At 57.9% G+C, this 25673-nt stretch carries 25 protein-coding genes; 13 read left to right on the top strand and 12 right to left on the bottom strand.

Features of this window, described 5'->3' with window-relative positions; translation table 11 throughout:
- Positions 1-321 precede the first annotated feature (321 nt).
- Entirely contained in the window at positions 322-630 is a 309-nt protein-coding gene (locus tag IEY52_RS09365; protein WP_189002418.1) for a hypothetical protein, read from the top strand.
- Here the strand turns inward: IEY52_RS09365 and IEY52_RS09360 are convergent.
- On the bottom strand, positions 610-933 hold the full coding sequence (locus tag IEY52_RS09360) for a hypothetical protein (RefSeq protein ID WP_189002417.1): 324 nt from the start codon (positions 931-933) through the stop codon (positions 610-612). The genes IEY52_RS09365 and IEY52_RS09360 overlap by 21 nt on opposite strands.
- A gap of 116 nt (positions 934-1049) precedes the next feature.
- On the opposite strand from IEY52_RS09360, the gene IEY52_RS09355 reads away from it, so the two are divergent.
- From IEY52_RS09355 to IEY52_RS09345, 3 genes are read left to right on the top strand one after another with little or no spacing between them, the layout of a single operon-like run.
- Entirely contained in the window at positions 1050-2810 is a 1761-nt protein-coding gene (locus tag IEY52_RS09355) for a sensor domain-containing protein (RefSeq protein WP_189002416.1), read from the top strand.
- An 11-nt stretch (positions 2811-2821) separates the two neighbouring features.
- Complete coding sequence (locus IEY52_RS09350; protein WP_189002415.1) at positions 2822-3895, top strand: DUF4097 family beta strand repeat-containing protein; 1074 nt, start codon at positions 2822-2824, stop codon at positions 3893-3895.
- A gap of 1 nt (position 3896) precedes the next feature.
- Complete coding sequence (locus IEY52_RS09345) at positions 3897-4526, top strand: response regulator (protein WP_189002414.1); 630 nt, start codon at positions 3897-3899, stop codon at positions 4524-4526.
- Between the two features lie 41 nt (positions 4527-4567).
- Here the strand turns inward: IEY52_RS09345 and IEY52_RS09340 are convergent, their stop codons facing one another.
- Positions 4568-5293, bottom strand: a complete 726-nt coding sequence (locus tag IEY52_RS09340) for a copper homeostasis protein CutC (RefSeq protein ID WP_189002413.1) — start codon at positions 5291-5293, stop codon at positions 4568-4570.
- Positions 5294-5420: 127 nt separating this feature from the next.
- Complete coding sequence (locus tag IEY52_RS09335) at positions 5421-7277, bottom strand: glycosyl hydrolase family 18 protein (RefSeq protein ID WP_189002412.1); 1857 nt, start codon at positions 7275-7277, stop codon at positions 5421-5423.
- Positions 7278-7500: 223 nt separating this feature from the next.
- Between IEY52_RS09335 and IEY52_RS09330 the strand changes: the two genes are divergently transcribed.
- Positions 7501-7962 (top strand): cupin domain-containing protein, encoded by a 462-nt coding sequence (locus tag IEY52_RS09330; RefSeq protein ID WP_189002411.1) that lies wholly within the window; start codon positions 7501-7503, stop codon positions 7960-7962.
- Between the two features lie 96 nt (positions 7963-8058).
- Here IEY52_RS09330 and IEY52_RS09325 read toward each other — a convergent pair whose 3' ends face one another.
- The gene (locus IEY52_RS09325) at positions 8059-8718 is read right to left on the bottom strand and encodes a class I SAM-dependent methyltransferase (RefSeq protein WP_189002410.1); all 660 of its coding nucleotides are present in this window, start codon (positions 8716-8718) and stop codon (positions 8059-8061) included.
- A gap of 163 nt (positions 8719-8881) precedes the next feature.
- Between IEY52_RS09325 and IEY52_RS09320 the strand changes: the two genes are divergently transcribed.
- A complete protein-coding gene (locus tag IEY52_RS09320; protein ID WP_189002409.1) occupies positions 8882-9082 on the top strand; it encodes a hypothetical protein in 201 nt (66 codons plus the stop codon).
- Between the two features lie 219 nt (positions 9083-9301).
- Entirely contained in the window at positions 9302-12679 is a 3378-nt protein-coding gene (locus IEY52_RS09315; RefSeq protein ID WP_189002408.1) for an ATP-binding protein, read from the top strand.
- Positions 12680-12737: 58 nt separating this feature from the next.
- Here IEY52_RS09315 and IEY52_RS09310 read toward each other — a convergent pair whose 3' ends face one another.
- On the bottom strand, positions 12738-14117 hold the full coding sequence (locus IEY52_RS09310; protein WP_189002407.1) for an FAD-binding oxidoreductase: 1380 nt from the start codon (positions 14115-14117) through the stop codon (positions 12738-12740).
- Between the two features lie 230 nt (positions 14118-14347).
- On the opposite strand from IEY52_RS09310, the gene IEY52_RS09305 reads away from it, so the two are divergent.
- Entirely contained in the window at positions 14348-14776 is a 429-nt protein-coding gene (locus IEY52_RS09305) for a hypothetical protein (RefSeq protein WP_189002406.1), read from the top strand.
- A gap of 154 nt (positions 14777-14930) precedes the next feature.
- On the opposite strand, the gene aspS is transcribed toward IEY52_RS09305, so the two are convergent.
- The 3 genes from aspS to IEY52_RS09290 all read right to left on the bottom strand — a co-directional run bounded on the left by aspS (position 14931) and on the right by IEY52_RS09290 (position 18516).
- Positions 14931-16682: an aspartate--tRNA ligase gene (gene aspS / locus IEY52_RS09300; protein ID WP_189002405.1), complete on the bottom strand. Its 1752-nt coding sequence runs from the start codon at positions 16680-16682 to the stop codon at positions 14931-14933.
- Between the two features lie 76 nt (positions 16683-16758).
- On the bottom strand, positions 16759-18036 hold the full coding sequence (gene hisS, locus IEY52_RS09295) for a histidine--tRNA ligase (protein ID WP_189002404.1): 1278 nt from the start codon (positions 18034-18036) through the stop codon (positions 16759-16761).
- Between the two features lie 120 nt (positions 18037-18156).
- Entirely contained in the window at positions 18157-18516 is a 360-nt protein-coding gene (locus tag IEY52_RS09290) for an IPT/TIG domain-containing protein (RefSeq protein WP_189002403.1), read from the bottom strand.
- Positions 18517-18763: 247 nt separating this feature from the next.
- Here IEY52_RS09290 and IEY52_RS09285 point away from each other — a divergent pair, with 247 nt between their 5' ends.
- The 3 genes from IEY52_RS09285 (at position 18764) to IEY52_RS09275 (ending at position 21787) form a co-directional block, all read left to right on the top strand.
- Entirely contained in the window at positions 18764-19282 is a 519-nt protein-coding gene (locus IEY52_RS09285) for a hypothetical protein (RefSeq protein WP_189002402.1), read from the top strand.
- 95 nt (positions 19283-19377) lie between these two features.
- Complete coding sequence (locus IEY52_RS09280; protein ID WP_189002401.1) at positions 19378-20721, top strand: MATE family efflux transporter; 1344 nt, start codon at positions 19378-19380, stop codon at positions 20719-20721.
- 55 nt (positions 20722-20776) lie between these two features.
- The gene (locus tag IEY52_RS09275; RefSeq protein ID WP_189002400.1) at positions 20777-21787 is read left to right on the top strand and encodes a polysaccharide deacetylase family protein; all 1011 of its coding nucleotides are present in this window, start codon (positions 20777-20779) and stop codon (positions 21785-21787) included.
- Positions 21788-21790: 3 nt separating this feature from the next.
- Here IEY52_RS09275 and IEY52_RS09270 read toward each other — a convergent pair whose 3' ends face one another.
- The gene (locus tag IEY52_RS09270; RefSeq protein WP_189002399.1) at positions 21791-21946 is read right to left on the bottom strand and encodes a hypothetical protein; all 156 of its coding nucleotides are present in this window, start codon (positions 21944-21946) and stop codon (positions 21791-21793) included.
- Between the two features lie 250 nt (positions 21947-22196).
- Here IEY52_RS09270 and IEY52_RS09265 point away from each other — a divergent pair, with 250 nt between their 5' ends.
- Positions 22197-22676: a hypothetical protein gene (locus tag IEY52_RS09265; RefSeq protein ID WP_189002398.1), complete on the top strand. Its 480-nt coding sequence runs from the start codon at positions 22197-22199 to the stop codon at positions 22674-22676.
- A gap of 350 nt (positions 22677-23026) precedes the next feature.
- On the opposite strand, the gene IEY52_RS09260 is transcribed toward IEY52_RS09265, so the two are convergent.
- Positions 23027-23245: a hypothetical protein gene (locus IEY52_RS09260; protein ID WP_189002397.1), complete on the bottom strand. Its 219-nt coding sequence runs from the start codon at positions 23243-23245 to the stop codon at positions 23027-23029.
- A 136-nt stretch (positions 23246-23381) separates the two neighbouring features.
- On the opposite strand from IEY52_RS09260, the gene IEY52_RS09255 reads away from it, so the two are divergent.
- Positions 23382-24341, top strand: coding sequence for a D-2-hydroxyacid dehydrogenase family protein (locus tag IEY52_RS09255; RefSeq protein WP_189002396.1), 960 nt, complete (start codon positions 23382-23384; stop codon positions 24339-24341).
- Positions 24342-24359: 18 nt separating this feature from the next.
- On the opposite strand, the gene crcB is transcribed toward IEY52_RS09255, so the two are convergent.
- Both crcB and IEY52_RS09245 read right to left on the bottom strand, forming a co-directional pair.
- The gene (gene crcB, locus IEY52_RS09250) at positions 24360-24737 is read right to left on the bottom strand and encodes a fluoride efflux transporter CrcB (RefSeq protein ID WP_229684700.1); all 378 of its coding nucleotides are present in this window, start codon (positions 24735-24737) and stop codon (positions 24360-24362) included.
- 28 nt (positions 24738-24765) lie between these two features.
- Positions 24766-25248 carry a GGDEF domain-containing protein gene (locus IEY52_RS09245; RefSeq protein WP_189002395.1) on the bottom strand — a complete coding sequence of 161 codons (483 nt, stop codon included), beginning with the start codon at positions 25246-25248 and terminating at the stop codon, positions 24766-24768.
- Positions 25249-25673: the final 425 nt, after the last annotated feature.

The raw sequence follows: 25673 nt of genomic DNA, 5'->3' as shown, positions 1-25673 counted from the left end.
TGGTTTCAGAATTTAAGAGGATGTGGGATTCAGGTGAAGGCTTCACCTGGAAAAACAAAGTCCTGGAAATCAAACAGGGCAAGCAGATTTGACAAAGCTGGTTTCTTCAGTTTCAACTCAGAAGATTGTCCATGCAACTTCCCAGTGTGACCAGAGCGCGGGCGGGAAAGAAGATTCATTTATAAAATAAAAAATTCACAAATCAACGGAAGATCAGTTCAATTCACAACCGCTCCAGCCCTGCCCTCTGCCAAACTCAGGTAGACTACAGCTGCAAATCAGTTTACAATCAGTTTAATCTCACTCACGGCAGGGAGCCCCATGACAAGGCAGTCAGGACGGATCAACTTGGTAGGCTTCAACGGACGGGTCGAACTGGTGCAATTCGGAGCCAGTGTGGAAGTGCGTGGATGTGGCCGCCTGGACGATGCAGGTTCCATCATCCGGGCTTACTTTGCAGGCAAGGACCTCATCTACGAGGGAAGCTGCAAATACCCCGATGGTGAAATCCGTCAGGTGCGCATCCCCATCACCCTGTGGAATCCAGATTTGATTGCAGACCAGGCCCGCAAAGCCCGTGAAGTGTTCTTTGAATCCCTGGGGACTGCGCTAGACCCCAGTCCTGCCTGACATCTGCTGATGCACCCCCACCAGCAAAGTCTGGGCCGTTCTCAACTGGGCTTCGGAAGGCTCATTTTCCAGCACCAGCAACACCTGCTGCACCACAGCCCTGGCTTCTGAGAACTGGGCTGTTTCAAACACCTGTGGCACATGCAAGGGGGTGGTCAGGTGCACTTCTGGAAACAGCAACTCAATGGCCAGCTGCAAATGATTGAGGGGCTGCTCAAGAGAAGGCAACTCTGGGTTTCCAGTCTGGTTCAAAAACTGCCTGAGGTGCTGGATCGCAATGGTGGTGATGTCTTTGGTGGTCATGGTGATCCCATTTCAGACGATTTTTTGTTTCCCTGCTGTACCAGAATTTACAGCAGATCCCCAGCCTCCTACTTTGGTCTGAGGACACCGCCTGCCCGCTCCCCTAAAGTGGCATCATGATGAGTGTGCAGTCCAACCCCAATCCTTCTGGCCCCCTGAGTGGCTATTTTGCTGAACTGTTCAGCCTGATGAGTTACCAGCGCATGCTGTATTTGCTGTGCAGCTTTCCGCTGGGCATCCTGTACTTTGTGGTGATGGTCACCGGCTTCTCGCTGGGCCTTGGCATGCTGGTGCTGGTGCTGGGTTTTCCCATCTTCATGGGCACCTTCTGGCTGATTTTGCGCTTCGCTGACAGTGAAAGGGCCATGGCGGGCCTGCTGGGCCAGCGCCTGCACCGCGAAAAACCCCTGATTCAGGCCTCGGGTTTCATGGGATGGGCCAGGGCCACCCTCAGCGATGCCGGGACCTACAAGGCCCTGCTATACGCCCTGCTGAAATTCCCCCTGGGCATCCTGTCTTTTGTGGTGCTGGTGACCCTGCTGTCCCTCAGTGTGGGGTTGCTGTTTCTGCCGGTGTCCCAGATTTTCTACCCCTTGCCCATCTATTTTGGCACCAGCCCTGTGGAAATGACCCCCCTGAACTGGGTGTTGTGGGAAGTGGTGGCCGTGGCTTTCACGGTGCTGTCGTTCAGCCTGATCAACCTGCTGGCAGAAGGCTGGATGCTGCTGAACCAGGCCCTGCTCACCGATTACGGTGAGGCGAAACAGGCCCAGCAGGAAGTGCAGGCCCTGAAAAACACCAGCAGTGCCGTGGCCTACAGCGGTTCCCTGGAAGACACCCTGTCCCACATTGCAGGTCAGGGCATGCAGGCCCTTGCGGCCTCTGCACTGGCCCTCACCGTCAAAGAAGGCAGCAGCTGGAGTGTGGGCGCTTCCCGCAACCTTCCCACTCCTTTTGTGCGGGCCTTCCCAGAAGCCCGTCCCAGGCTTTCCTTGCCCCAGGACCTCCTTCAGGGCCGTGCCCACATCGAAAAGAATTACCTGACCTCCTGGAAACAGGACACCCTGCTCGAAGTGCTGGTGCAGGACCTCCCGGATGGCAGTCTGGTCACGGTGCCCATGATGTACCAGTCGGAACTGCTGGGGCAACTCCACGCTTTCTACCGCCGTGGCAGCACGCCCACCCAGCGGGAACTGGAATTCATGGCAGCGCTCGCCGATCAGGGGGCCGTCGCCATCGAGACCTCACAGCTGATCGAACGGGTGCAGGCCCAGGCCTCCCAGCAGGAACGCCAGCGGCTGGCCCGCGAACTGCACGACTCGGTGGCGCAGGCGCTGTACGGCATCACCCTGGGGGCCAAAACCGCCAAAGGCTGGCTGGAACGCGATTCCGAAAAAGTCAAGGAAAGCCTGGATTACGCCATCCAGCTGGCAGAAGGGGGCACTGCTGAAATGAAAGCCCTGCTGTTCAGCCTGCGGGAAGATGCCCTGGATGAAGGAGGCCTCTGCGAAGCCCTCGCCCGGCTGGCCCACGCCATGAAAGTGCGTTACGGCCTGCAGATCCACACCGAACTTCCCTCTGAACCCTCCATCCCGGCTGCACGCAAACACGCCGTGTACCGCATTGCCCAGGAAGCCACCCACAACGCCGTCAAACATGCCCGGGCCACCGAGATGACCCTCACCTTCAAAGCAACCGCACTGGGCTGGGAACTGGACATTCAGGACAACGGCAAGGGCTTTGACCTTGCAGAGACTGCTGGAGGCACCCTGGGACTGAAGAGCATGCGTGAACGGGCCGAGGTTCTTTCTGGCACCCTCACCATCTCCAGCCAGCCCGGACAGGGCACCCGCATTCACCTCGCATTTCCCCTCTAAGGAGCACCCCCATGAAACAGATTTCCGATCAGAACCCCATGCAAAATCCCGTGAAAACCCCTGCCCTAGAGCACCGCCCTGACCCCCGCGTGACCCGCATCCTGATCAGCCTTCTGGTGATGGTCGCCGGAGCCGCCCTGCTGAAAACCACCGTGCAAGTCAACCCCGCCAGCAACAGCCTGCTGAATCAGGACTTTCAGGAACCCCTGGCCGGACTGCAACAGGCCAGCCTGACCTTCCGCACCGAAAGCACCGATCTGCACATCGAAGGCGGAAACACTTCTGGGCTGCTGGAAGCCACCTACTCTGGACCCAAAGGGGCCAGCATCGAACGCAATGGAAGCACCAGAGGCAGCACGGCAGACCTGCGTTTTGAGGAGCATTACCCCAGAGGTTTCCGTGCCCCCTTCTCATTCGGGTATTACGCTCCCAAATTGCAGGTGAACCTCTCAGACCAGATTCCCCTGCAACTGGCGGCCAGCACCGCCTCCGGCGACCTGAATTTGCAACTGGAGCAACTGCAACTCTCTGGTCTGAAAGCCAGCACCGTCTCTGGAGACCTGAACCTCACCCTCCCAGAAGCATCCGAAATGGAGGTGCACCTGAAAAGCACCAGCGGAGAAGTGCAGGTGGGCACCGAAGCCGAACAGGAACGCAGTGCGTCCAGTACCGGAACTTTTGAGTCCAGCACCATCAGTGGCAACCAGAAGCTGGACCTGAAAGACACCCACTTCCGGCACATCCTGGTGACCGCAAACTCGGGTGACCTGGCCGTGCAGCTTCCTGCCAGCAACCGCCTGAAAAGCGAAGTGCGCAGCATCTCCGGAGATCAGGTGGTTGAATTGGATGGTCTCTCAAAAGGCACCCTCACCCTGCTGAGCACCAGCGGAGACATCACCCTGACCCTCCCCGAGAACATCAATGCTGAAATCAGCACCGCAACGGTCTCAGGAGATGTGTACCCCGATGGATTCGTGCAACGCAGCGGCGGCATCTACCAGCTGGGCAACGGCCCCGCCGAACTGACCATCCAGATCAAAACCGTCTCAGGAGACGTGCACCTCAGCACCCAGGGAGGCTTCTGAAATGGTGCGGGTGCTGCTGGTCGACGACCACGATGTGGTGCGGACAGGCCTCAAGATGTACTTCTCCCTGGACCCTGAAATTGAAGTGGTGGCCGAGGCCAGCAATGGCCAGGAAGCCCTGGAAAGAATCCCCGAATGTCAGCCTGACGTGGTGATCATGGATCTGATGATGCCCGTGATGGACGGGGTGAAAGCCACCAGAGAGCTGCGCAAACTGCACCCTGGCATTGAGGTGCTGGCCCTCACCAGCGCCCTGGAAGAACACCGCATCCACGCCGCCATTGAAGCCGGAGCCATCGGATACATGCTCAAAGACGCAGGAGCAGAAACCCTGGTGGAAGCCATCCACGCCGCTGCCAGAGGAGAGGTGCGTCTGCACCCCGAAGCTGCAAAGAGACTGGTGCGGGAATTCCGCAGCCCACAAATGCGCGAAAACCTGACAGGGAAGGAAACCCTGATTTTGCAACTGATTGCACGGGGCCTCACCAACAAGAACATCGCAGAGCAGCTGGAGGTCAGTGAAACCACCATCAAAACCCACGTGTCCAGCCTGCTCAGCAAACTCAACCTGAATTCCCGCACCCAGGCGGCGCTGTACGCCCTGAAGCACAACATTGCCTCGCTGGACTGAAAACCCAGAAAACACAAAAGGACAGTGTGTGCTGTCCTTTTTTATTGCCCCAGCACAGCCCGCACCACAGCCCGCACATTCTCTTCAGAAGTCACCCAGTGCTCCTCCGAAACCCCGAATTTCAGGTGCTCCCGAACCTGCACCGGATGGCTGGGCGCACCCGATCTGGCACTGAAATGGATTTCCCTCACCCGGGTTTCCTGCAGCAAGGCCAGCACATTCTGGGGACTGACCCCGCTGCCCGCCAGCAGAATGATGCGTCCTCTGGCCTGCCGTTCCAGCGCAGCAATCAATTGCCTTCCTTCAAAAGCCGTCTTTTGCTGCCCGGACGTCAGAATGCGCCTGACCCCCAGCGCCAAAAGTTGCTCCAGCGCACGAACTGGAGTCCTGCACACATCAAACGCCCGGTGAAAGGTCACTGGCAGGTTTCCAGCTGCCCGCACCAACTGCTGCATGGCCTGCACATCCACCTCCCCCTGGCTGTCCAGTGCCCCGAACACCAGACCGTCTACCTCTGCAAAGTGGCAGAACTCGATGTCCGAAAGCATCACCTCAAGCTCAGGCCCCGTGTACAGAAAATCCCCGCTTCTGGGCCGCACCATCACATGCACCGGGAGCCCACAATGCCGCTTCACCTCCCGGATCAGGCCCGCACTGGGCGTGAGTCCACCCTCAATCAGGCTGGAACACAGCTCAATGCGGGTGGCCCCTCCCCGCCGGGCAGCAAGCGCCCCTTCCAGGCTTTCCACGCAGACTTCAAAGTGCATGAGATCAACATAGCAGAAGGCAGAAGGCAGAAGGCAGAAGGCAGAAGGCAGAAGGCAGAAGGCAGAAGGCAGAAGGCAGAAGGCAGAAGGCAGTCTGGGCCTCCACCTTCTGCGCATGTTCAGTTTCTTACCAGTGTGGCACGTGGGCGTTGTAGGTCTCTGTGCAATTGGAGGTGGCGTAGAGCATCTGGCACACCTTGGTGGCGATGGTGCTGGCCGTGGGGGTTTGCTTGAGGAAGTTCACCAGGTCGGTGTTCTGTTTCTCAGCATCTGTAAGCTCAGCGTAAGGATCGGTTTTGATGACGTGCCAGAGCATCATGCCGTCTCCGGGGTTGCTGTGGTCCAGCATGTGCTGGGTGATGTCCTGCACGTTGTAATGGGGGGCCAGGTTCACCAGCTCCTCGCCCAGGGAGGCAGGTTTGATGCCTTGCAGTCGGGTTACGTCGCTCTGGTTCATGCCGAGGGTTCCGCCCCCCCAGCCTTCCTTGGGCACTTCCAGACCGAGGGAGATGCTGGCACTGGTCCACCCGATGTCCCGGTAGTGCTTGTAGGCATCGAAGGTGTGGGTGGGTTGCAGGGCACTGCGGGCATCGTAGGCCATGATGTTGATCAGGTCGATGTTGTGCCCGGCCTGCTGGAAAATGCGGTGGGAGAAGCCTTTCATCTCCTGCCAGCCAGGCTCGTTGCCATAAGGACCACCCGGTGTATAAGCGCCCACGCTGCCTGCGGCAATGCTGACAATTCTGTCGGGCATGGCCCCTTTGATCTGGTTGATCACACTGGCGGTCAGCAGGTCGTAATTGTTGTTGCAGGAGAATTCCGTCTGGATGGTGCCGTGGCACTGGTCGAACAGTTCGAGGTCCACATCCACGCCATCCAGGTTGTAGTCTTCCACGAAGGCTTTCAGGCTGTTCACATTGAAAGCAGACCACTGGCCCAGACCTGCGGTGGCGCCTCCCACAGCCAGCATCACCTTCTGGCCTCTGGCCTGCAGGAGCTGGATGTTCTGCTTTAAAGTCTGGGAGATGCGGTCGTTGCCGCCATACCAGGACCAGAACATCAGCCCGGCCTGACGCACGTTCTCGGAGCCGTGCACGTAGGTCATGTCTGGCGCACCAAAAGACAGCACCAGGTGGGTGTAGAAGCTGGGGATGCGGTCCGGGTGGAAGTTCTCCACGGCCACCCAGGCCGGGAAGTACCCCACAAAAGTGCGGGTCGTGGGAACAGGTCCACCGGTGGGGATCTCCACCTGCACGCTGGTGGTTTCGCTGCTGCCCTGGTTGCCTGAGCCGTCATAGGCGGTGGCACTGTACTGGTAGGTGCCGTTCTGGGCGCTGGTGTTGAACCCATCCAGATGTTCATAGGGGGCATTGCTGTCCTCTGCGACTTTCACCCCGTTGCGGAAGAAGGCCACCTTGCTGATACCCACGTTGTCCTGGGCACTGGCGGTGATTTTCACGCTGCCAGCGCGGGTCAGGTGGCTGGTGTTGCTGCTGACCGTCACGGTGGGGTTTTCAGTGTCTGCTGCGGGAGTGCAGGACAGTCTGTTGATCAGGCACCCGCTGACCGTGCTGAAGACCCCATCCCCCATGAAGAAGGCTTCAATGGTGCTTCCAGCAGGGATGCTGGCCCCGCCCCAGGTGTTGGGTGTGAGCAGGTAAGAACCGTCTGCCTGGGTTTGCAGGTTGCCCGCTGCACCCCAAACAGGATTCTTGGCGGTGGCCCCTCCATCCATTTTGAACTCCACCTGCCAGCCACTGACCGGCTGGGCAGTGAGGTTCTGCAGCTTCACCTTCCCGATGAAACCGCCGTACCAGCTCTGGTGAAGCTCAAAGCTGACTTTGATGGGGCTGCTGACACTCTGGGTTTGCAGGGTCAGTTTTGGAGTCTGCTGAACGGGAGGGGTTTTCTGGCCGCAGCTGGCCAGCAGCAGCATTCCGGTGAGGGTGGCGCAGATCCATCTGGTTTTGATGCTTTGTGACATGGGAATCTCCTTGTGCCTGTCTCGGTTCACCAGGCAGTGACTGAAGTATGCGCTGGAAGGCATGGTTGCTTCGTGGTCTGCTGGAAAGCCGAACAGAACGCCCTGACGGCTCCCATCCTTGCAAAACCCACAAAATCCTTTTCATACCGCGAAAATTCCAGCTGGCCCTTCAATCACGCTGCAATCATGCCCCTTCCTATAACGTGTTTCCCAGAGGACACCCATGAACCATCTCCATGCCCGCATCATCCGAGCCCACCAGGGGCAAACCATCAACAGCCACCTGGAAGACGTGCAACTCAAACTCACTGGCATTGACACCGATGGCAGCTACACCCTGGGTCTGGTGACCACCCAGGTGGGGGGGAGCATTCCTCCGCACCTGCACCACCGGGAAGACGAACTCCTGATTTTGCTGCAGGGAGAACTGGAATGCCTGACCAGTGCAGGCTGGCAGACCGCGCACCCGGGTGACGTGGTGTTTTTCCCTTCAGGGGTGATGCATGCCTACCGCAATGTCTCCACCACCCCCTCCAAACACTGGGTGATTGCCAACCCTGCAGGGGTGGAGGCCTTCTACCAGCAACTGGCCCCCCTCCTGAACCCCATCCCCAGCTTGAGCCACCTCTCCACCCTCAGCCGGGATTACGGCATTGAATTCATGGGTGCCCTGGAGGACCAGTGAGCCGCCCCAGAGTGCCCTCCAGATGGATGTTTGTGGTTCTGCTGGCTTTCTCCTGCCACACGGTTTACCCGCAGTTTGCCCTTTGACTCAAGGGGTTCAGGGCCTCGCGATCACTGCGCATTCCCTGAAATGCGTTTCTCCGGAGACCACTTCTGCACCAGAAAATCCGGCCTGCAAGATCAATTCCACCAGTTCTTCTTCTGAGAACACCTGACAGGTGGATCCTACACCCCCATTGGGCCAGCGGCGTTTTGGCATGAAGGTCAGCACCAGTTTTCCTTCGGGTTTGAGCACCCGCAGGCATTCCTGCAGCACCCTGAGCGGGTCCTGCCAGAAGTACAGGCAGTGCACGCTGACGATGCAATCAAATTGGTGTGCCGAATAAGGCAAAGCTGCAGCATCTCCCTCCTGCACCCGAAGTTGCCCGCCCAGCACCTGCATGAGGTTCCTCCAGCGGGACAGGTTGACCATGCTGTCAGAAACATCCAGCCCGAACACCCTGCCCGTTTTCATTTCCCTTGCCATTTTGCCCAGCAAGAGTCCCGGTCCTGATCCGATTTCCAGCACCTGCTCTGTGCCACACAGCTTCAGCAATGAAAAGGTCCAGTGGATTTCGGGGGCATGCTGTCTGAGCATGTCCTGTCCGACCAGCAGACCCATCAGGCCTCTGGGGGTGCGGTACTGGTCGTCCAGGGAGATGTTCCCCAGTGAAATGCGGTCCAGGGCAGTGGCAATACGTCGGATGAGGTCGGGCATGCAGAAGTCCTTTCCATGAAAGCCTGACCACCAGATTCAAAGCCAGGTCTGAAGAAGTGTCCCCACTTTAGCTTTCAGAGATGCATAGAACAACCTGCAATTTACTGCTCTGTCCATAGGAAACATCTATAAAAGAAACCCTAAAAGCAACTATGCTTGAACCATGGACCAGCTTCTGGCTTTCCACATCCCGGCCCACCCTGGAGAACTGGAAGTCCCACTCCTGCTGGCCCTGGATTTGCTGCGTTCCGGAAGCTTTGTGTCCCTGTTGCCTGCGGCCTGGATCGAAGCAGATGTGCAGGCTGGTGCAGCTCAACATGCAAACCCTGGACATGCCGAGCTGGGTGTGGGGTGTGTGGGTTGAGGCTCCAGCCACCCACAGGATTGCAGCAGCGCTTTCTGGAATTGCTGTCCAGTCAGACCTGAAAATCTATGCACAATGGCCTACACCACAGCTCCCTCCCAGAGCTGACATGCGCATGCAACAGCAAAAATGCTCCCGCCTGCACCTTCTACCCGTGAACGCTTAAGGTCACCGTCACGGCAGCTGTAGGCACGCTCTGCTAGCATGAAAACGATTCCCATGACTGCTCTGACCTGGCACTGCTCCTTTTTCGGCGTTCCGACCCTCTTTTCTGCAGAACACACCCAGTTGCTGGAGCGCAAGACGGCGGCCCTGCTGGCCTACCTTGCGCAGGAAGGACCCACCACCCGGGCGCAACTGATCGCCCTGTTGTGGCCGGACACCCGGGAGGCCGCAGCCCGCAACAACCTGGTGCACCTGCTGCGCAAACTCAAAGCGCTCACGAACACCGAACTGGTCAGCGGTCAGGAGGTGCTGACCCTCAGTCCAGATTTGCAGACCGACACCCAGACCTGTCGGGAGCTGTTCACACGGGGGGATTACGCCCCCTTCAACAACCACACCGGGGAATTCCTCAGTGCCCTGGCCTACGACGACTGCCCGGACCTCGAAGACTGGATTGCCTCCGAACGGGAACAATGGAACGAGTGGCGCTCCCAGGCCCTGCTGGCAGATGCCAACAGCCTGGAGCAGGCCGGGGAATACCTGGAGGCCGTGGCCCGCATCCGGGAGTTGCTGGCCCTGGATCCCCTCAATGAAGAAGGGCACCGCCGCCTGATGCGCCTGCAGTACCTTTTGGGGAACCGCCACCATGCCCTGGAGACCTTCAAGAAACTGACCGTGCTGCTGCGAGAAGAACTCGGGGTGGAGCCGCTCCCGGAAACCGCCGAACTGGCCCGCTGGATTGAACGGGCCTCCCTGCCCATCCCGCAGCAACCCAGAAACCGTCCCGGTCTGCCCATCACGGTGCTGCGGCCCCCATCATTGATTGGACGGGAAAAAGAGTGGCGGCAGATGGAAGACGCCTGGAACAGAGGCCAGATCATCTTCCTGCGCGGAGAGCCCGGGGTGGGCAAATCCCGACTGGCCCGCGATTTTGCGGCCTCGAGAGGGGCTTATCTGGTCCTGGAAGCGCGGCCCGGGGATGCCCAGACCCCGTATGCCTCCTCGGCGCGCAATGTGCGTTCGATCCTGGCACATCAGCCTGATGTGCAGCTTGAACCCTGGATCAGGCAGGAACTGTCCCGCATTTTGCCTGAACTGGCTGGACCCACCCCTCCCGCCCCCCTGAACGGACAGGAGGACGTGCTGCGTTTTCACGAGGCGGTGCGCCTGACGGTGATTGCAGGCAGCCGTGACCTGGCCTGCTGTGTGCTGGACGACTGGCAGTACTTCGATGACCTCTCCAACCAGCAGGGCGGTTACATGATCTCGGCTTCATTTCCCCTGCAAGAGAGCGGCTTTCCCAGGTTCATTGAGTGCTTTCGCAAAGATGAACTCTCTGCAGAATCCGAAGAGATGTTGATGAAGCATCTGGTGGCCCCCGGACTTGCGGTGGTGATCGATGTGAACCCCCTCCCCGAAAATGAGACCCTGAAACTGCTCTCGGATCTGGGTGTGACGGTGCACCCCGGCATGCGCGGCAGGCTCAGCCAGTATTCTGGAGGCAATCCGCTGTTTTTGCTGGAAACCGTGCGTCACCTGCTGGAATCCAACCAGCTTGCCGAGGACAGCGAACTCACCATGCCTGAAAAAGTCGGGCAGATCATCGAGCGCCGCCTGCAACGCCTCTCCAACCCTGCCCTGCAAGCTGCACGCGCGGCCGCCGTTTTGCAGACCGATTTCGATCTGGAAATGGTGGCCGAACTGCTCAACGCACCCCTGCTGGATTTCATCGGAACCTGGGAGGAACTGGAAGAAGCCCAGATCGTGCGGGACGGCAAATTCAACCACGACCTGATTTACGAGGCCGTGGCCCGCCACACCCCGAAAGCCATCAAGCAACTTCTGCACCGCAGTGCTGCACGCATGCTGGGTTCCCGCGACGGCATGGAAGCCCGCACCGCCCACCACCACCACCAGGGCGGAGACTTCAAGCAGGCCGCTCCCCTGTACCTGCAGGCCGCCAAACAGGCCCAGAAACGCTTCGGGGTGCAGCAGGCCACCCGGTACTTCCTGCTGTCGGCCCAGTGCTTCCAGGAGGCAGGCAAACCCAGCGAGGCTTTTGAAGCCCTCTATGAACGCACCGTGGCCCTGGGGCACCTGAATGAACGCGCCCCCCGCGAAGAAGCCCTCAGTGTGCTCTTTGAATACGCCAGAACGCCCTACGAGCAGGCCTGTGCCCACTTCCAGCTGGCCGAATTCCACGCCACCTACCACGAAGGTCCAGAAGTGGAACAGGCTGCCAGAGCGGGCCTGAAAGCCCTCTCAGGGCAGACCCTCACCAGCATTGACGAGCAGACCCTCAGGGCCAACCTTCATGCGAGTCTTGCGGTGGCTTTGTGGATCCAGCAGCAAATTGAACCTGCCACCCAGGCCATGCGGGCCGCAGTGGAGACCCTGCAACCGCTGGGGGACAGCGTGAGCCTCGCCAGTAACCTTTCCAATCTTGCGGTGATGCTGGACCACCTGGACCGCCACCAGGAAGCCATTCCCTACCACCAGAAGGCCTGCAACATGCACGAGCAACACGGTGACCTGCCGCAACTGGCCACCACCCTGCACAACCTGGGGGTGTCCTACTCCGAGCAGGGCCGCATGCAGCAAAGCCTGGAGGTGGTCCTCAAAGCCCACAAACTGGAACTGCAGGCCGACACCGAGCACCGGGGTGTCGCGCTGGGCCACGCCGCCACCGGACAGGCCTACTTTGAGCTGGGCCAGTACGGACTGGCGCTGGAAAACTACCAGCAGGCCATTCAAACCGCACTGGAAGGCACCTGGCACCGGGGGGTCTTTGATGGCCTGAAAGGGGAGCTCTTCATCCAGCTGGGAGAATTTGAACAGGCCAGACAGTGCCTGACTTTCGCAGCAGATTACCCCAATGTGCCCGCCCAGTACCGCAGCCGCGCCCTGATCAACCTCGCCACCCTGCACCACCACCTCGGGCAGGACCCCGGCCCCTACTTCACCCAGGCTGCACTCCTGCTGGAACAATCCCCCCGCATGATTGCCCGTGTGCGCCTGTGGCTGGCCCAGTCGGAAACCGCTGAACCCCACACGGCCCTGGCCCTGGCAGAACAGGTGCTGGCAGTGGCGCTGGAAAAAGACCTTGGAGGCACCGAAATCTCCGCCCGCACCCGCATGGCCCAGGCGCACTTCAAGCTGGGAAACCTGCCAGAAGCCCTGCAGCAGATTGAGCAGGCCTGTGATTTGCTGGACCCCTTTGAACCGGCCCGCCTCACCCGTGGTGAAGTGCTCTACACCCGTTATCTGATCCGTCAGGCCACCGATCATCCTGCCCTTAAAGAAGCCCGTCAGGCCGTGACCTCCTGGCTGCAGATGGTGCTCAGCCACCTGCCCGAGCAGTACCATGCCAGCTTCAAAACCCGCAATCCGGTGGCCCGACCCTTTTACCAGACGGTGCCCACCCTCCCCTGAAGCACACCCATCCCAAAGAAATCAAAACAGGGGAGGGGTGACCTTCCTCCATTCATTTTCAGTGTTGCTGGGGCACCTTCAAGCTCCGGTCAATGCTCTGTGCAAAACCAAAAAACCCTTCTGGATCGTAACTGGCCTTGACCTGCTGCAACCTTTGCAGGTTGGGGCCATAATACATTTCCCCGAAATCCTCAATGTCCACATCGGGGTAATTCATGTAAGCCCCTCTGGTGTAAGGCAACATGTCTTTGCGGAATCCATTCACCCAGTCCAGATGCTCCTTTTCCTCTGAATCTTCTGCCCAGTAGGCCTGGTACTGCAAACTGAATTGCGCGGCACGGTGTGGGAAAGCGGTGGCTTCCACAGGCACCTGAGACACCCTGCCTCCCAGCGTTTCAAACTGCACCAGATTGTCTGCTGCAGGAGATTTCTCCAGGTGTTTCACGATGGTCTCAATGCCCTCTTCGGGCAAGAGCTGGTAAGCAAATGCAGAGGTGTTTTTGAATTTGCGGTGCGACCCGTGCCAGTAAGCCGCCCAGTCGGGTTGTGGATCTCCCGTGAAGAAATTGAGTCCCTCCAGATAAGGCATGGTTTGCACCTTCAGGTCCTGGGGAGGCAACACCAGCAAGCCGTCCAGGTTCTGCTGCAAATCCTCCCTGGACCCCACGAACATCCCCGAAGCAATGGCTGACCCGGGCTCTTTCTTGTCCGGTCCGTGCAGCATCAGGATGGAGGTCAGGCGGGGATCCAGGTTTTGCCCCCAGCGCTGCCAGTTCTGGATCACGGCGGGGAGGTCCTTCCATTCCCAGGCTGCCTGGAAAATCGAGACCTCCTCGATTTTGTGCAGCTGGAACTTCAGGCGGGTCAGCACCCCGAAATTGCCGCCCCCTCCGCCCCTGCAGGCCCAGAATAGGTCCGGGTGCTGCTCTGCATGGGCCACCAGAACCTCACCCTGGGCATTCACCAGTTCCACTTCCAGCAGGCTGTCACAGGTCATGCCCAGCCAGCGGGTCAGCAGCCCGATCCCGCCCCCCAGCGTCAGGCCTGAGATGCCCACAGTGGGGCAGATGCCCCCTGGGAAAGCAAAACCCTGCTGGGACACCTTGGTGTAAATCTCAATCAGTTGCGTCCCAGAGCCCACGTCCAGGGTTTGCAGCTCTGCATCGATGTGCAGGGTGGTGAGGTCACTGACGTCTATCACCAATCCATCATCGATCAGGGAAAAATTTTCGTAGTTGTGCCGCCCGCAGCGTGCCGCCACGGGCAGGGAATGGGCACGGGCATACCGCACAGCATTTTGCACGTCCATGGTGTTCTGGCAGAACACCACCACTTTTGGATGCTTCTGAATGCGCTCATTGAAATTCTGGCGGGCGGCTTCAAAGCCTGGATCTGCTGGCTGGATCACTCTCCCGGTCAAACGGATGGTTTCAGTCATGGAGCCTCCTGAGCTTCAAGAACAAGAATCAGGGCTTTGGGGTGTGGGTTCCGTGGGAATTCCCACATGCACACAGAAACATAAATCAATATAAATTTCACAAGCAAAATAAAAACATTTTAATTTCACAATCCAATCCAAATTTTTTGAATTTCCCAACTCCAACAAGAAAACAGACCCAAAAACCCAGGCCGGCACAGGGGAGGGCTGTACATCTGTAAACTGAAAGGGTGTTTTACAAACTTCAAATGGGCATGTCAGGCAAAAACCGCAAATACCAGATGTCTCACCTGCGCAATTACCCAGGGCGCATCCAGTACGATGAGGTCGATCCTTTCACGGAAAAGGTGGTTTTTGAACTGGACGGTGGTGAAATCTCCGATCATGTGTGTATCAGTGTGCGCCAGTTTGTCTTCACTGATCGGGCCAGAGGCATCATTGAGCAGCACCGTTTGCCAGACGATGATTATGCCTGGGCACCCGTTGAGGTCTACCGCACTTCGGACAGGCACACCTTTCACTGTCATGCTTTGCGCTTGCCTGCTCGGGATTTCCTGGACCTTCAGCAAACGGGGTTTTCGCCTTTTGGAACGATTGACAATCCTGTGGTGGATGAACAGAAGGCGGCAGGAATCAGCATCTACCGCCAGCAGGGCTGAAACTCCTTGCTGGTCAATGAAGCCCTGAGGCAGGCCATGGTGCGTGCAAAATGCACAGGATTGAAGTTTGTGCATTGCATCAATCCTGCCCTGCACCTTTAAGACCTCAAAAAAAGCCCTCCAGCGCAAACCGGAGGGTCTGAAAGCTTAAAATTTATTCCTGGGGCAAATTCAGCCCGATGAACAGTTCATCCAGTTGTTTCTGGTCCACTTCGCCAGGAGCGTCCACCATCAAATCCACCCCGCGGTTGTTTTTGGGGAAAGCAATGACTTCGCGGATGCTGAGGGACCTGGCCATCAGCATCACCAGGCGGTCCAGGCCCCAGGCGATTCCGCCGTGGGGTGGGGTGCCGTATTCGAGGGCTTCCAGGAAGAACCCGAATTTGTTCTGGGCTTCTTCGCGGCCCAGTCCGATGGCTTCGAACATTTTGCGCTGGGTTTCGGGGTTGTGAATGCGGATGGAGCCGCCCCCGACTTCAAAGCCGTTGAGCACCAGGTCGTAGGCCTGTGCGCGGATTTTGCCTTGCCCTTCGGTGCCGAACAGGTGCACGTCCTGGGGGTTGGGGCTGGTGAAGGGGTGGTGCATGTAGGTCCAGCTCTGGGAGTCCTCGTCGTAGTCGAGCTGGGGAAAGTCGGTGATCCAGGCGAAGTTGAAGGTTTCGTTGCCTTCCACCCAGCCGAAGAGGTCCCGCAGGGCCAGACGCACTGCCCCTAAAGCGCTGACGGTGTGTTTGAAGTCTCCCGCTCCGAAGAGCAGGGTGCTGCCTTCAAACATGTACCCGGTGAGGATTTCGCCCTGCTCGGCGGTGATGAATTTGCTGATGCCTCCGGTGAGGTGGCCCTGTTCCAGGCGCACCCAGGCGAGTCCTTTTGCTCCGTTTTGCCTGGCGACCCGTTCGAGTTCTTCAATCTGTTTGCGGGTCAGTTCGGGGGCCACCAGGAATTTGATCACGCCGCCTTCTGCGAGGGCGGTGGAGAAGGCTTTGAATTCGCTGCCCTGAAAGACGTGGCTGGCCTCGATGATCTCGCAGCCGAAACGCAAATCCGGTTTGTCCGATCCGTATTTGCTCAGGGCTTCATCGTAGGTGAGGCGCTCGAAAGGCACGGGGATGCTCATGCCCATCACGGTCTGGAAGATGTAGTCCATCAGGCGTTCGCAGAGCGTGAGGATGTCTTCCTGCTCCACAAAGCTCATTTCGATGTCGAGCTGGGTGAAGTCGGGCTGGCGGTCGCTTCTGAGGGCTTCGTCCCGGAAGCAGCGGGCCACCTGGAAGTAACGGTCCAGGTTGGAGACCATCAGGAGTTGCTTGAACAGCTGGGGGCTCTGGGGCAGGGCGTAGAAGGTGCCGGGGTTCAGGCGGCTGGGCACCAGGAAGTCCCGTGCGCCTTCGGGGGTGCTCTTGGTCAGGAAGGGGGTTTCCACGCTGATGAAGCCTTCGCTGTCCAGGAATTTGTAGATGGCGGTGGTGACTTTGTGGCGCAACCTGAGGTTGTTTTGCATTTCGCTGCGGCGCAAATCCAGGTAGCGGTACTTGAGGCGCAGGTCTTCCTTGACGTTGTCGCTGACGATGCCGTCCACCTGGAAAGGGAGGGTGCGGGCCTCGTTGAGGATGGTGACCTGGTCGGCCCAGAGTTCAAAGTCGGCGGTGCCGCCCTTGCGCTGGTTTTCTGGGCGGTATTTGAGCACGCCCTGCACCTCCACCACGTATTCGCTGCGCAGTTTCTCGGCGGTCTCAAAGGCAGGGCTGTCGGGTGGGACCTGCACCTGCAGCATCCCTTCACGGTCCCTGAGGTCAAAGAAGATCAGCCCTCCGAGGGGGCGGCTGCGGTTCACCCAGCCTTGCAGGATGATGCGCTGTTCGACGTAGGCGGCGTTGACTTTTCCAACATAACAGGTTCTTTTCATGGGGTCTCGATTCATGCAGGTTCATGCAAATGGGCGGGGACTGGTTTTCAGCCTCCCGCCCATTGTGGCTTTCAGGCTAGAGGTAGTTTAACAAATCATCCTGGGAAACAGTGCTCTGTTCGCCGCTCTGCAGGTTCTTGAGGGTGACCACTCCGGTTTCCGCCTCACTGGACCCGATCAGGGCCACAAAGCGGGCGTTTTTCTTGAGGGCATCCTGGATCTGTTTGCCTGGAGCTTTGGGTTTGTAGCTGAATTCGGCTTTGCCTTTTGTGCGGGCTGCAAAGGCCAGTTTTGCGGCCAGGGGCAGGGTGCTGTCTTCCAGTGCGCCGACGTAAAGCAGGAGGCCTTCGGGCTCCGGGAGCTTCACCCCTTCGGTGTCCATGGCGATCAGCAGGCGTTCAATCCCGAAAGCCCAGCCGATGCCGGGTGTGTGTGGGCCTCCCAGCAGCTCTGCAAGCCCGTCGTAGCGGCCTCCGCCTCCCAGGGCACTCTTGGCTCCGACGCCCTCGTGGTGGATCTCCCAGGCGGTGCGGCGATAGTAATCCAGACCCCGCACGATGGAAGGATCGATGGTGTAGGGAACCTCCCAGACCGTGAGGTATTCGCACACTTTCTTGAAGTGGCTCGCGGCAGCTTCTCCCAGGAAATCCAGCATCATTTTCGGCTGCAGTTCGGAAATGAGGTCCTGGTCTCCAGGGCTCTTGGAGTCCAGGATGCGCATGGGGTTGAGGATGAGTCGGGCTTTGCTGTCCTCGCTGAGTTTCTCTTCAAAAGGGCTGAAGAGGTCCCTGAGGTACTGGTTGTACTGCACCCGGTCCTCGGGGTCGCCCACCGAGCCAAGTTTCAGTTCGATGTTCTTCACACCCAGCTGGCCAATCACCTGCATCATCAGGGCAATGGCTTCTGCATCAATGAGGGGGTCATCGCTGCCCAGCACCTCGTAATCGAGCTGGTGGAACTGGCGGTAGCGGCCTTTCTGGGGGCGTTCTGCACGGAACATCGCCCCGAAGGTCCAGAGTTTGGCCGGGGTGGGAAGTTGTTTGAGGCCGTTTTGCACAAAAGCCCGCACGATGGGCGCAGTGCCTTCAGGACGGAGGATGAATTCATCCCCCTGGGCACGCGCCGTGAACATCTCCTTGCGGACGATGTCGGTGCTGTCCCCCACGCCCCGTTTGATGACCTCCACCATTTCGAACATGGGGGTTTGAATGTAGCTGGCTCCGGCGTTCTCCAGGACTTGCGCGGCAAGTTCCACCAGATGACGGTGGCCCCGTGCGGAGAATTCCGCTTTGAGCTGGGGGCTGCCATCTGGTAAGAGGTCCTGTGTGCCTTTGGGCCTTAAAATTCCTGACATTCCAGAATTATAGCCTGATTCATCAGGACGACAATCCCTCAGACCGCTTAAAGACAGACAAAACAGCAAAGCACAAACCCCCAGAGTGACCTCTGGGGGTTTTGAGGGATGTGGTGTGCTTTAGCGGGTGAAGCTGAAAGGGAAGGAGAAGGAACGCTTCCCTGCCACTTCCACCACAATGAAACTGCCGCCAGGGGTGGCATTGGCTGGAACATTGAAAACAATTTTGGATTCCGTCCAGGAAACGATGTTCTCTTTGGGAACCACCACGCCTCCCTCGCCGTTTTCGTTGGCACCAATGCGGATCACGCCGGTGTCTTTGGAACCCAGGTAGCGTCCCTGCAGGGTGAACTGCTGCTTGCTCTCCGTAGGGGAGACCTGAACAATTTGCGGGTAGATGGTGACCCCGGTGTCAGCGGCTTTGGGAGCACAGGCACCAAGGATCAGGGTGATCAGGCTCAGGGCAATGACTCGCTTCATCAATTCCTCCGTTATGGCTTAGTTTAAAAGAATTGCAACTGTAAAGCAAACCCTTACAAAATTCAGCCGATCAGGGCGGAGAAAGGGCTGCCCTGATCGCGCCCTGGTGTTACATGGCCGTTGCATAATGATCCTTCCAGAAGCATTTTTATGATGGATTGTTGTTCCCCCCTATCCCTAAAGGAAAGCAGCCTTTAAGATGTAATGAAAGAGTCACAACCCAGCACATGGATGCAAGGAGCGCAGCATGATCGGTAAACTTCGGGCTCTCCTCGGGTGGTTCCATTCCCCTTCCAGACCCTCCTCAACCCCAATCCAGACTTTGCTGTCCAGACTGCAAGCCCCGCAGGAAAACCCCGCACTGCCTGAACAACACCCAGAAGAAATCCCCGTTCCCCGCTGGGAGGAACGCAGCCTGCATGGGCATGTTCTGCTGGATTTGATGAAAGCCGCTGCAGGAGGATCAGGCAGAAACACCCTTTATGGTGCCGAGACCATCACCAATTCAGGAAAGCGTTACACCCTGCCCTTCACCCGCACCCTGCCCACCTTGCCCATGGTGGTGGGCTGGCAGGTGCACTTCATTGCCCCTGAAGGCAACCGCCTGAAAGCAGGGCGCGTGACCCGCCTGATTCGCCTGGAACCGGACGGAAACGCTTACGTGAATTTGCTGCGACCAGATGCCACCACATACATTGCCGCCCTGCAAGCCGATTCGGCTGCCTTGCAGCAGTACCTGCGGGCCCTGCACTGGGAACCCATCTGAATCCCACGCCATCCCTCTGAATCGCTGGTCAGAACCCATCTAGATGTAAGCCATTTGGCGGTCTAACCACCCCCAGGGGTCTGTTACGGTAAAGTATGCTTTTCCCGGATTCCCGCCAGCTCAGAGACATTGCCCGCATCGCCATTCCGGTCAGCCTGGAAGCCGTCAGCCAGCTGCTGCTGGGATTCATTGACCAGATCATTGTGGGCACCCTGGGCGCCCTGGCCATTGCTGCGGTGGGTCTGGCCAACAGCACCACCTTCATTTTCATCCTCACCCTGGCGGCGCTGGGGAACAGTTGTGCCATCCTGACCGCAAGGGCTTACGGAGCAAAGAACACAGCTGCGCTGTCCCAGAGCGCCAATGTGGGATTGCTTTCGGGCTTCTTGATTTCCCTGCTGGTGGTTCTCCCCATGTGGATCTGGGCAGAACCCCTGATGGCTTTCGCAGGAGGGAATCCCCAGCTGGATCAGCCTGCCAGCTCCTTCCTGAAAGTGATGCTGCTCAGCCTGCCTCTGGTGGTGCTGGGCTCGGTCTCCACCGGAACCCTCCGGTCCATGGGAGATGCCCGGACCCCCATGAAAACCACCATGGTCAGCATGCTGATCAACACCGTGCTGGCCTACCTGCTGGTCTCGGTGTTCGACCAGGGGGTGCTGGGGGCTGCCTGGGGCACCCTGCTGGCCAACCTGATCAAAACCCTGTGGTTGCTGCACACCCTCTACCAGCGGTCAGGTGTGCGCTTCCAGATTCCAGGCTGGAAGGCCATCCAGAGCACCCTGCGGGAACTGCTGCCCCTCAGCACCCCCATGATGGTAACAGAGCTGTTCTGGACCTCCAGTGTGTTCATCTACAACATCCTGTTCGGCAAACTCAGCACCCAGGCCCTGGCGGCCAACCAGATCGTCAACACCCTGGAAACGGTCTTTGTGGTGGCCTCCTTCGGACTGGCCTCCGCTGCCACCACCCTGCTGGGACAGGCCATCGGGCAGGGAGACACCCACCTGGCCCAGCACCGCAGCAGGGCCATCCTGAAAATGGGCATCCTCACCGGACTGGTCACAGGCCTGCTGTACTTTGGTACGGCCTTCCTGCTGCCCACCCTGTTCAGGGCCGTGGAAACCGAAGTGCTGAACATCGCATTTCTGGGCGTGGTCCTCAACGCCCTCTTCCAGGCCGTGAAAGTCCACAACATGATCCAGGGCATCGGCATCCTGCCCAGCGGAGGAGACCCCAGAGGGGTGCTGTTCGGAGATGTCTTCGGGGCGTTTGCTGTGGGGTTGCCCCTGGCCGTGTGGTTCGGGTTTGGTCTGGGCTGGGGGGCGGCAGGCATCTTCAGTGCCCGTCTGATTGAAGAAGCCGTGAAGCTGCTGATCTTCCATCTGCGTTACCGCAAAATCAACTGGCAGAGGCTGGCCCAGCACCTGCAAACCGCCTGAGGCCCCCGCCTGAAGAACAGAGAAGACCTCTCATGGGTCACCCTTAAGATGAAGCATGCTCAGATCTGCCCTGCCGTCTGCTTTGCTGCTTTTGCTCTGCTCCAGTCCTGCTCTGGCCCAGGTGTACCAGGGGCAAATCGGCCCTTATCCCATCGTCCTGCAACTTGAAAAGGATTTCACGGGCAAGTACGCCTACCTGAAGAAGGGCCTCAGCATCGAACTGAAAGGCCACAAACAGGGCACCCTCACCCTGATGGAACAGGTCTTTGATCTGGAAGCAGGGGGCTTCAAAAACACCGGAACCTTCAAGCTCAAACCCTCAGGGAAAGGCTGGGCAGGCACCTGGAGTGCCCCAGGCAGCCAGAAAACCCTCAGTGTGCAACTGAATCCCTACAAAGCCACAGCCCTCAAGCTGCCCGCCTCGGACGGCCTGAAAAAACTGCAGCAAACCGACCCTTATACCTTCACCCTGCTCAACCACCCCTGGGAGACCCTGAAGAACGGCTGGGTGCGTGAACCTTACTCCAAAGTGCAGTACCCCAGAGTGAAAGGCCAGTTCCGACTCAACCTGGCCCTGCAGGATCTGCAGGTGCAGGAAGCAGCCAGTGCACTGGCTTGCCTGTCCATGGCTGGAACCTCCGAAGGACACTGGGAAAGCAACCCGGAAGTGACTTACCAGTCCCAGACGCTCTACAGCCTGAAGGTGGACACCGGATATTACTGTGGTGGAGCCCACCCGGACAGTTTCACCAGCGGGCATGTGCTGGACGTCAAGACTGGAAAACAGCTGGCCCTGAAAGACTTCTGGAGCAAACTGACCGCCCAGAAGCAACGCGATCTGTACCTGCAAACGTACCTGAAAAAAGCCGATGCAGACTGCAAGGATGTGCTGCAGCAAGACCCCTCGGACAGCTTTGAATGGCACCTGACCCGCAAAGGACTGGCACTCTGGCCAAACTTCTTGCCGCACGTGGCGGCCGCCTGTGCTGAAGAAGTGGTGCTGCCCTACAGCAGCCTGCAAACCTACGGCACTCCAGGCAGTGCCCACCTGAAAAACCTGCAGTGAGGTTTAGCGGTCTGAGGTGCCAGCGTCGGAGTCGTTGGTGGGAATGGGCAGGAAAGCGGAACGGTTGTGAAGCTGGTGGTCCATGGTTTCAATGGACCGCAACAACACCACCATCACGGACACCACGATCAGCAGCACGATGCACAGGAGCCAGGTCATGTCTTCATGATGCAGAAAACGCCTGACGGAAAGCTGATCAAACCTGTCAGAAACCTGACTCTGGACGCAATCCAGAATTTGAGCACTTCTTTAACAATTCTACGATAAGATTATTTATCGTAGAAGCACTTGAAGAAGCACTTGAAAATTCACCCCATCGGTTTTGTGGGCAAAAACTTCAGAAACCCTCAAGCCCGGCACACAGCCCTCACTCAGGCCCCACAGGCACAATGGCAGCACGGAGGTTCCCATGAACACACCTCACCCTGCCTTTTGCACTGCCATTTCTTTCTGTCTCCTATTGAATGTGCCCGCTTTCGCCCAGAGCGAGTTGCAAAGCCAGCCCTCAAAAACCAGCGTGTACAGCATCATACAGACCCCTTCCAGCATCCCTGCACGCCAGAACTTGCCCCTGAGGATCACTGTGGTCAACAACGGCCAGCACATCCTGGAAGCCAGATACTCCGGTTGCTTCCTGCGGTACCAGGTGCTGGACCTGCACCGCCGGGTGGTGGCCCAGTCCAGCCGTGAAGGCTGCCTGAAAACCAGTGGAGGGTTCAGCATCCTCAACCAGTCCGATTATCCTTTTCTGGAGACTTTTCTGGTGGACACCCAGAAACTGAACAAGGGGCACTACCAGTTGCAGGTGACTTTGCAGGTGCAGGGGCAGCTGGGCACTGAAGGGATCACACGCATCGCCAGCAAACCATTGAAATTCAGTGTCATTTGACCCCCCATGAACGGCATTTCTGGATGTTTTTGCCTTCTGGTCAGCTTAAAGTGAAATATACCGTTCTGAACATCATTTTTCTTCCTGTCTCTGAAATGATCAATTTGACCCATCCCAGAAGCACTGCAGGCAATACCACTCTCGCTTTTTTGGAAGGCCCTTAAAAACGATTACACGAGGTGGTTAAATTTTATGCCGTCCAGAACATTCTTTTCTCTGGACGAATCCAAAAGGCATTGCAAAGGGGAGATGCCCTCCCCCATCTCAGGTCATCAACCTCCCAAGAACACCCAGATGTACCACCAGGTGCATGTCCAGAAGCAACCGCTTGAACACGACGCCTGTGGTGCTCAGGAGTACTCCACAGTTTCTTTGACCACCCGCGCCAGAAGCTGGCCTTCGCTCCACAACTCAGAGACCACGTTGCCGTCATCGGGTCTGCCCTGCCATTCGCCTGAAAGGTGGTATCTGCTGGCTGCCCGCATGGCGGCTCTGGGGGCCTGCGTGAAATGGGCACGGATGGGGCCAGAGGGCTTGAGGATTTCAAGGACATAGACCAGCTGGATCATTTTTGCAGGATAGGAGATTTTGAGGGAGCAGAATGTGGGATGAACGAGAACGTGAAAATTGTGTTTTATCAAAACAATTGTGAAAAATGTATTGAATTGTGATGAATGAATCGCTGTCCGCCTGATATCTTGATGCATGACCTTCAAACGCTGTGCAGTCCTCGATGATGACCAACAAGTGGCCCTCCAGCTGGCAGACTGGAGTGTGCTGGCACCCCAGGTGCACACCACCGCATTTCATGAGCACTTTGACAGCGAAGCCCGACTGATTGAAACCCTGCAGGACTTTGAAATGGTGGTGATCATGCGGGAACGCACCCCCTTCCCTGCCCAGGTGCTTCAGCACCTCCCCCACCTCAAGTTGCTCGTCACCAGTGGGATGCGCAATGCCTCGATTGACCTGACCGCCGCCCGAAACCAGGGCATCACCGTGTGTGGAACCTCCAGCAGTTCCCAGCCCCCCATCGAATTGACCTGGGCACTCATCCTGGGACTGGCCCGCCACCTCCACACCGAAAGCCACCACTTCAAAACCTCCGGTCCCTGGCAAAGCACCCTCGGAACAGGGCTGTCTGGCAAGCATCTCGGGGTGCTGGGCCTCGGCAAAATTGGCAGCCAGGTGGCCAGGATTGGGCAGGCCTTCGGGATGCAGGTGAGCGCCTGGAGCCAGAACCTCACCCCAGAAAAAGCCCGTGAACATGGGGTCACGCTGGCAGCAAACAAAATGGCCCTGCTTGAACAGGCAGATGTCATCACCCTCCACCTGGTGCTCAGCGAACGCACCCGGGGGATGATCGGGCAGGGCGAACTGCGCAGCATGAAACCCAATGCCCACCTCATCAACACCTCCAGAGCCGCCATCGTGAACGAACACGCCCTGATTCAGGCCCTCAAGGAAAACTGGATTGCCGGAGCAGGCCTGGACGTGTACGAACAGGAACCCCTGCCTGCAAACCATCCCCTGCGCACCCTCCCCAATGTGCTGGGCACCCCCCACCTCGGATACGTCACAGAAGAAAATTACCGTGTGTACTTCCAGCAAGCTGTCGAGGACATCCAGGCTTACTTGCAAGGCCAGCCCATTCGGGTGTTGTGAGAATCAGGAAGCCCGAAATCAGGGGGCCAGCCGCTGGGCCACCCAGCGCCCCAGTTGCACGGCCACAAAACCCAGCAGCAGGTTCCCCAGCACATACAGACCCGCAGACCCCAAACGCCCATCCCGGATCAGCTGGTCGGTGTCCCACTCAAAAGTCGAAAAAGTGGTGAACGCCCCGATGAAGCCCGTTCCGATGGCCAGACGAACCGACTCTGAAAGCAAACCTTTCAAGGCCAGGGTGGACACCAGGGCCAGCAAAAAAGACCCCAGCACATTGATCAACAAAATGCCCAGAGGAAAACCACTGGCAGCCGCCTGACCCTGCACCGCAGCATTGAGCAGGTGCCTCAGCAAAGCCCCCAGCGCCCCTCCTAACATGATTCCCAGGTACACCACGTGATCAGCATACCGCAGGTGCTGCCCTTCAGGAAAACAGCACCTGATGCTTGCCCCTTGCCTTGTTCTGCCGCATCAAAACCCGCATTTTTTCCAGAAAAACCTCAAAGGATTCATCTGCAATGGACGTGGTGACAATGCCTGCCGTGGCGAAATAAACTCCATCAGGCCCAGCAGGAAAATCAAAAGGTTCATCAAACAAAGCCCGCAATTCCCTCACCCTCAACTTCAGGACATCGGAGGCACTGTCTCTGGGAAAAACCACCATGAACTTGTCTCCGACGGTGCGGTACAGTTTTTCATCTTCCCGAACACAGGCTTTCAAACGTCGGGCCAGCCCTTGCAACAACTGGTCGCCTGCCGCATGCCCATGATCGAGATTCACATGGGCAAACCCATCAAGATCCAGCCATGCCACCTGTGCACCCTTCAATGAAGCCCAGTGGCCCTGAAGCGCAAATCGGGAAAGCAACCCGGTGAGGGGATCCAGCAGCGAATGAAATTCGGTCATGGTCTGGTCTCCTTGGTCTGGGGGATTTTCAGTGTTCAGCCATGGTGATAAACCATGGTAACAAACAGAGCAGCACCCGGGGCAGCTCAAATTCCACCTCCAGCATCGGGGGATCGATGAACTTCAGGGAAAGTTGTGCAGTGTTGCACCCCGAGGGTTTCCTGGAGGGGTTCAGAGGGGGTTTATTTCGCCACAGAGCCTCTCCCCTGTTTCCCCGGAGTTTTTCTGGGGTGTGTGGTTTCGAGGTTGGGGATTCAGAAATTTTAGATGACATTGTGATTTTTTTGTGTTTTAAATTGTTTGTGAATTATTTGTTAAATTGATTTAGATATAGATATATTCATTAGATGTTGATCCGGGTTCAACTGGACCCGCTGTCCAACACCAACACCACAGGTTTTGCCCCCACAAAACCCAATCATTTT

The organism is Deinococcus roseus, from assembly GCF_014646895.1.
Classification (GTDB): domain Bacteria; phylum Deinococcota; class Deinococci; order Deinococcales; family Deinococcaceae; genus Deinococcus_C; species Deinococcus_C roseus.
This window is presented reverse-complemented; position numbering and strand designations above follow the sequence as displayed.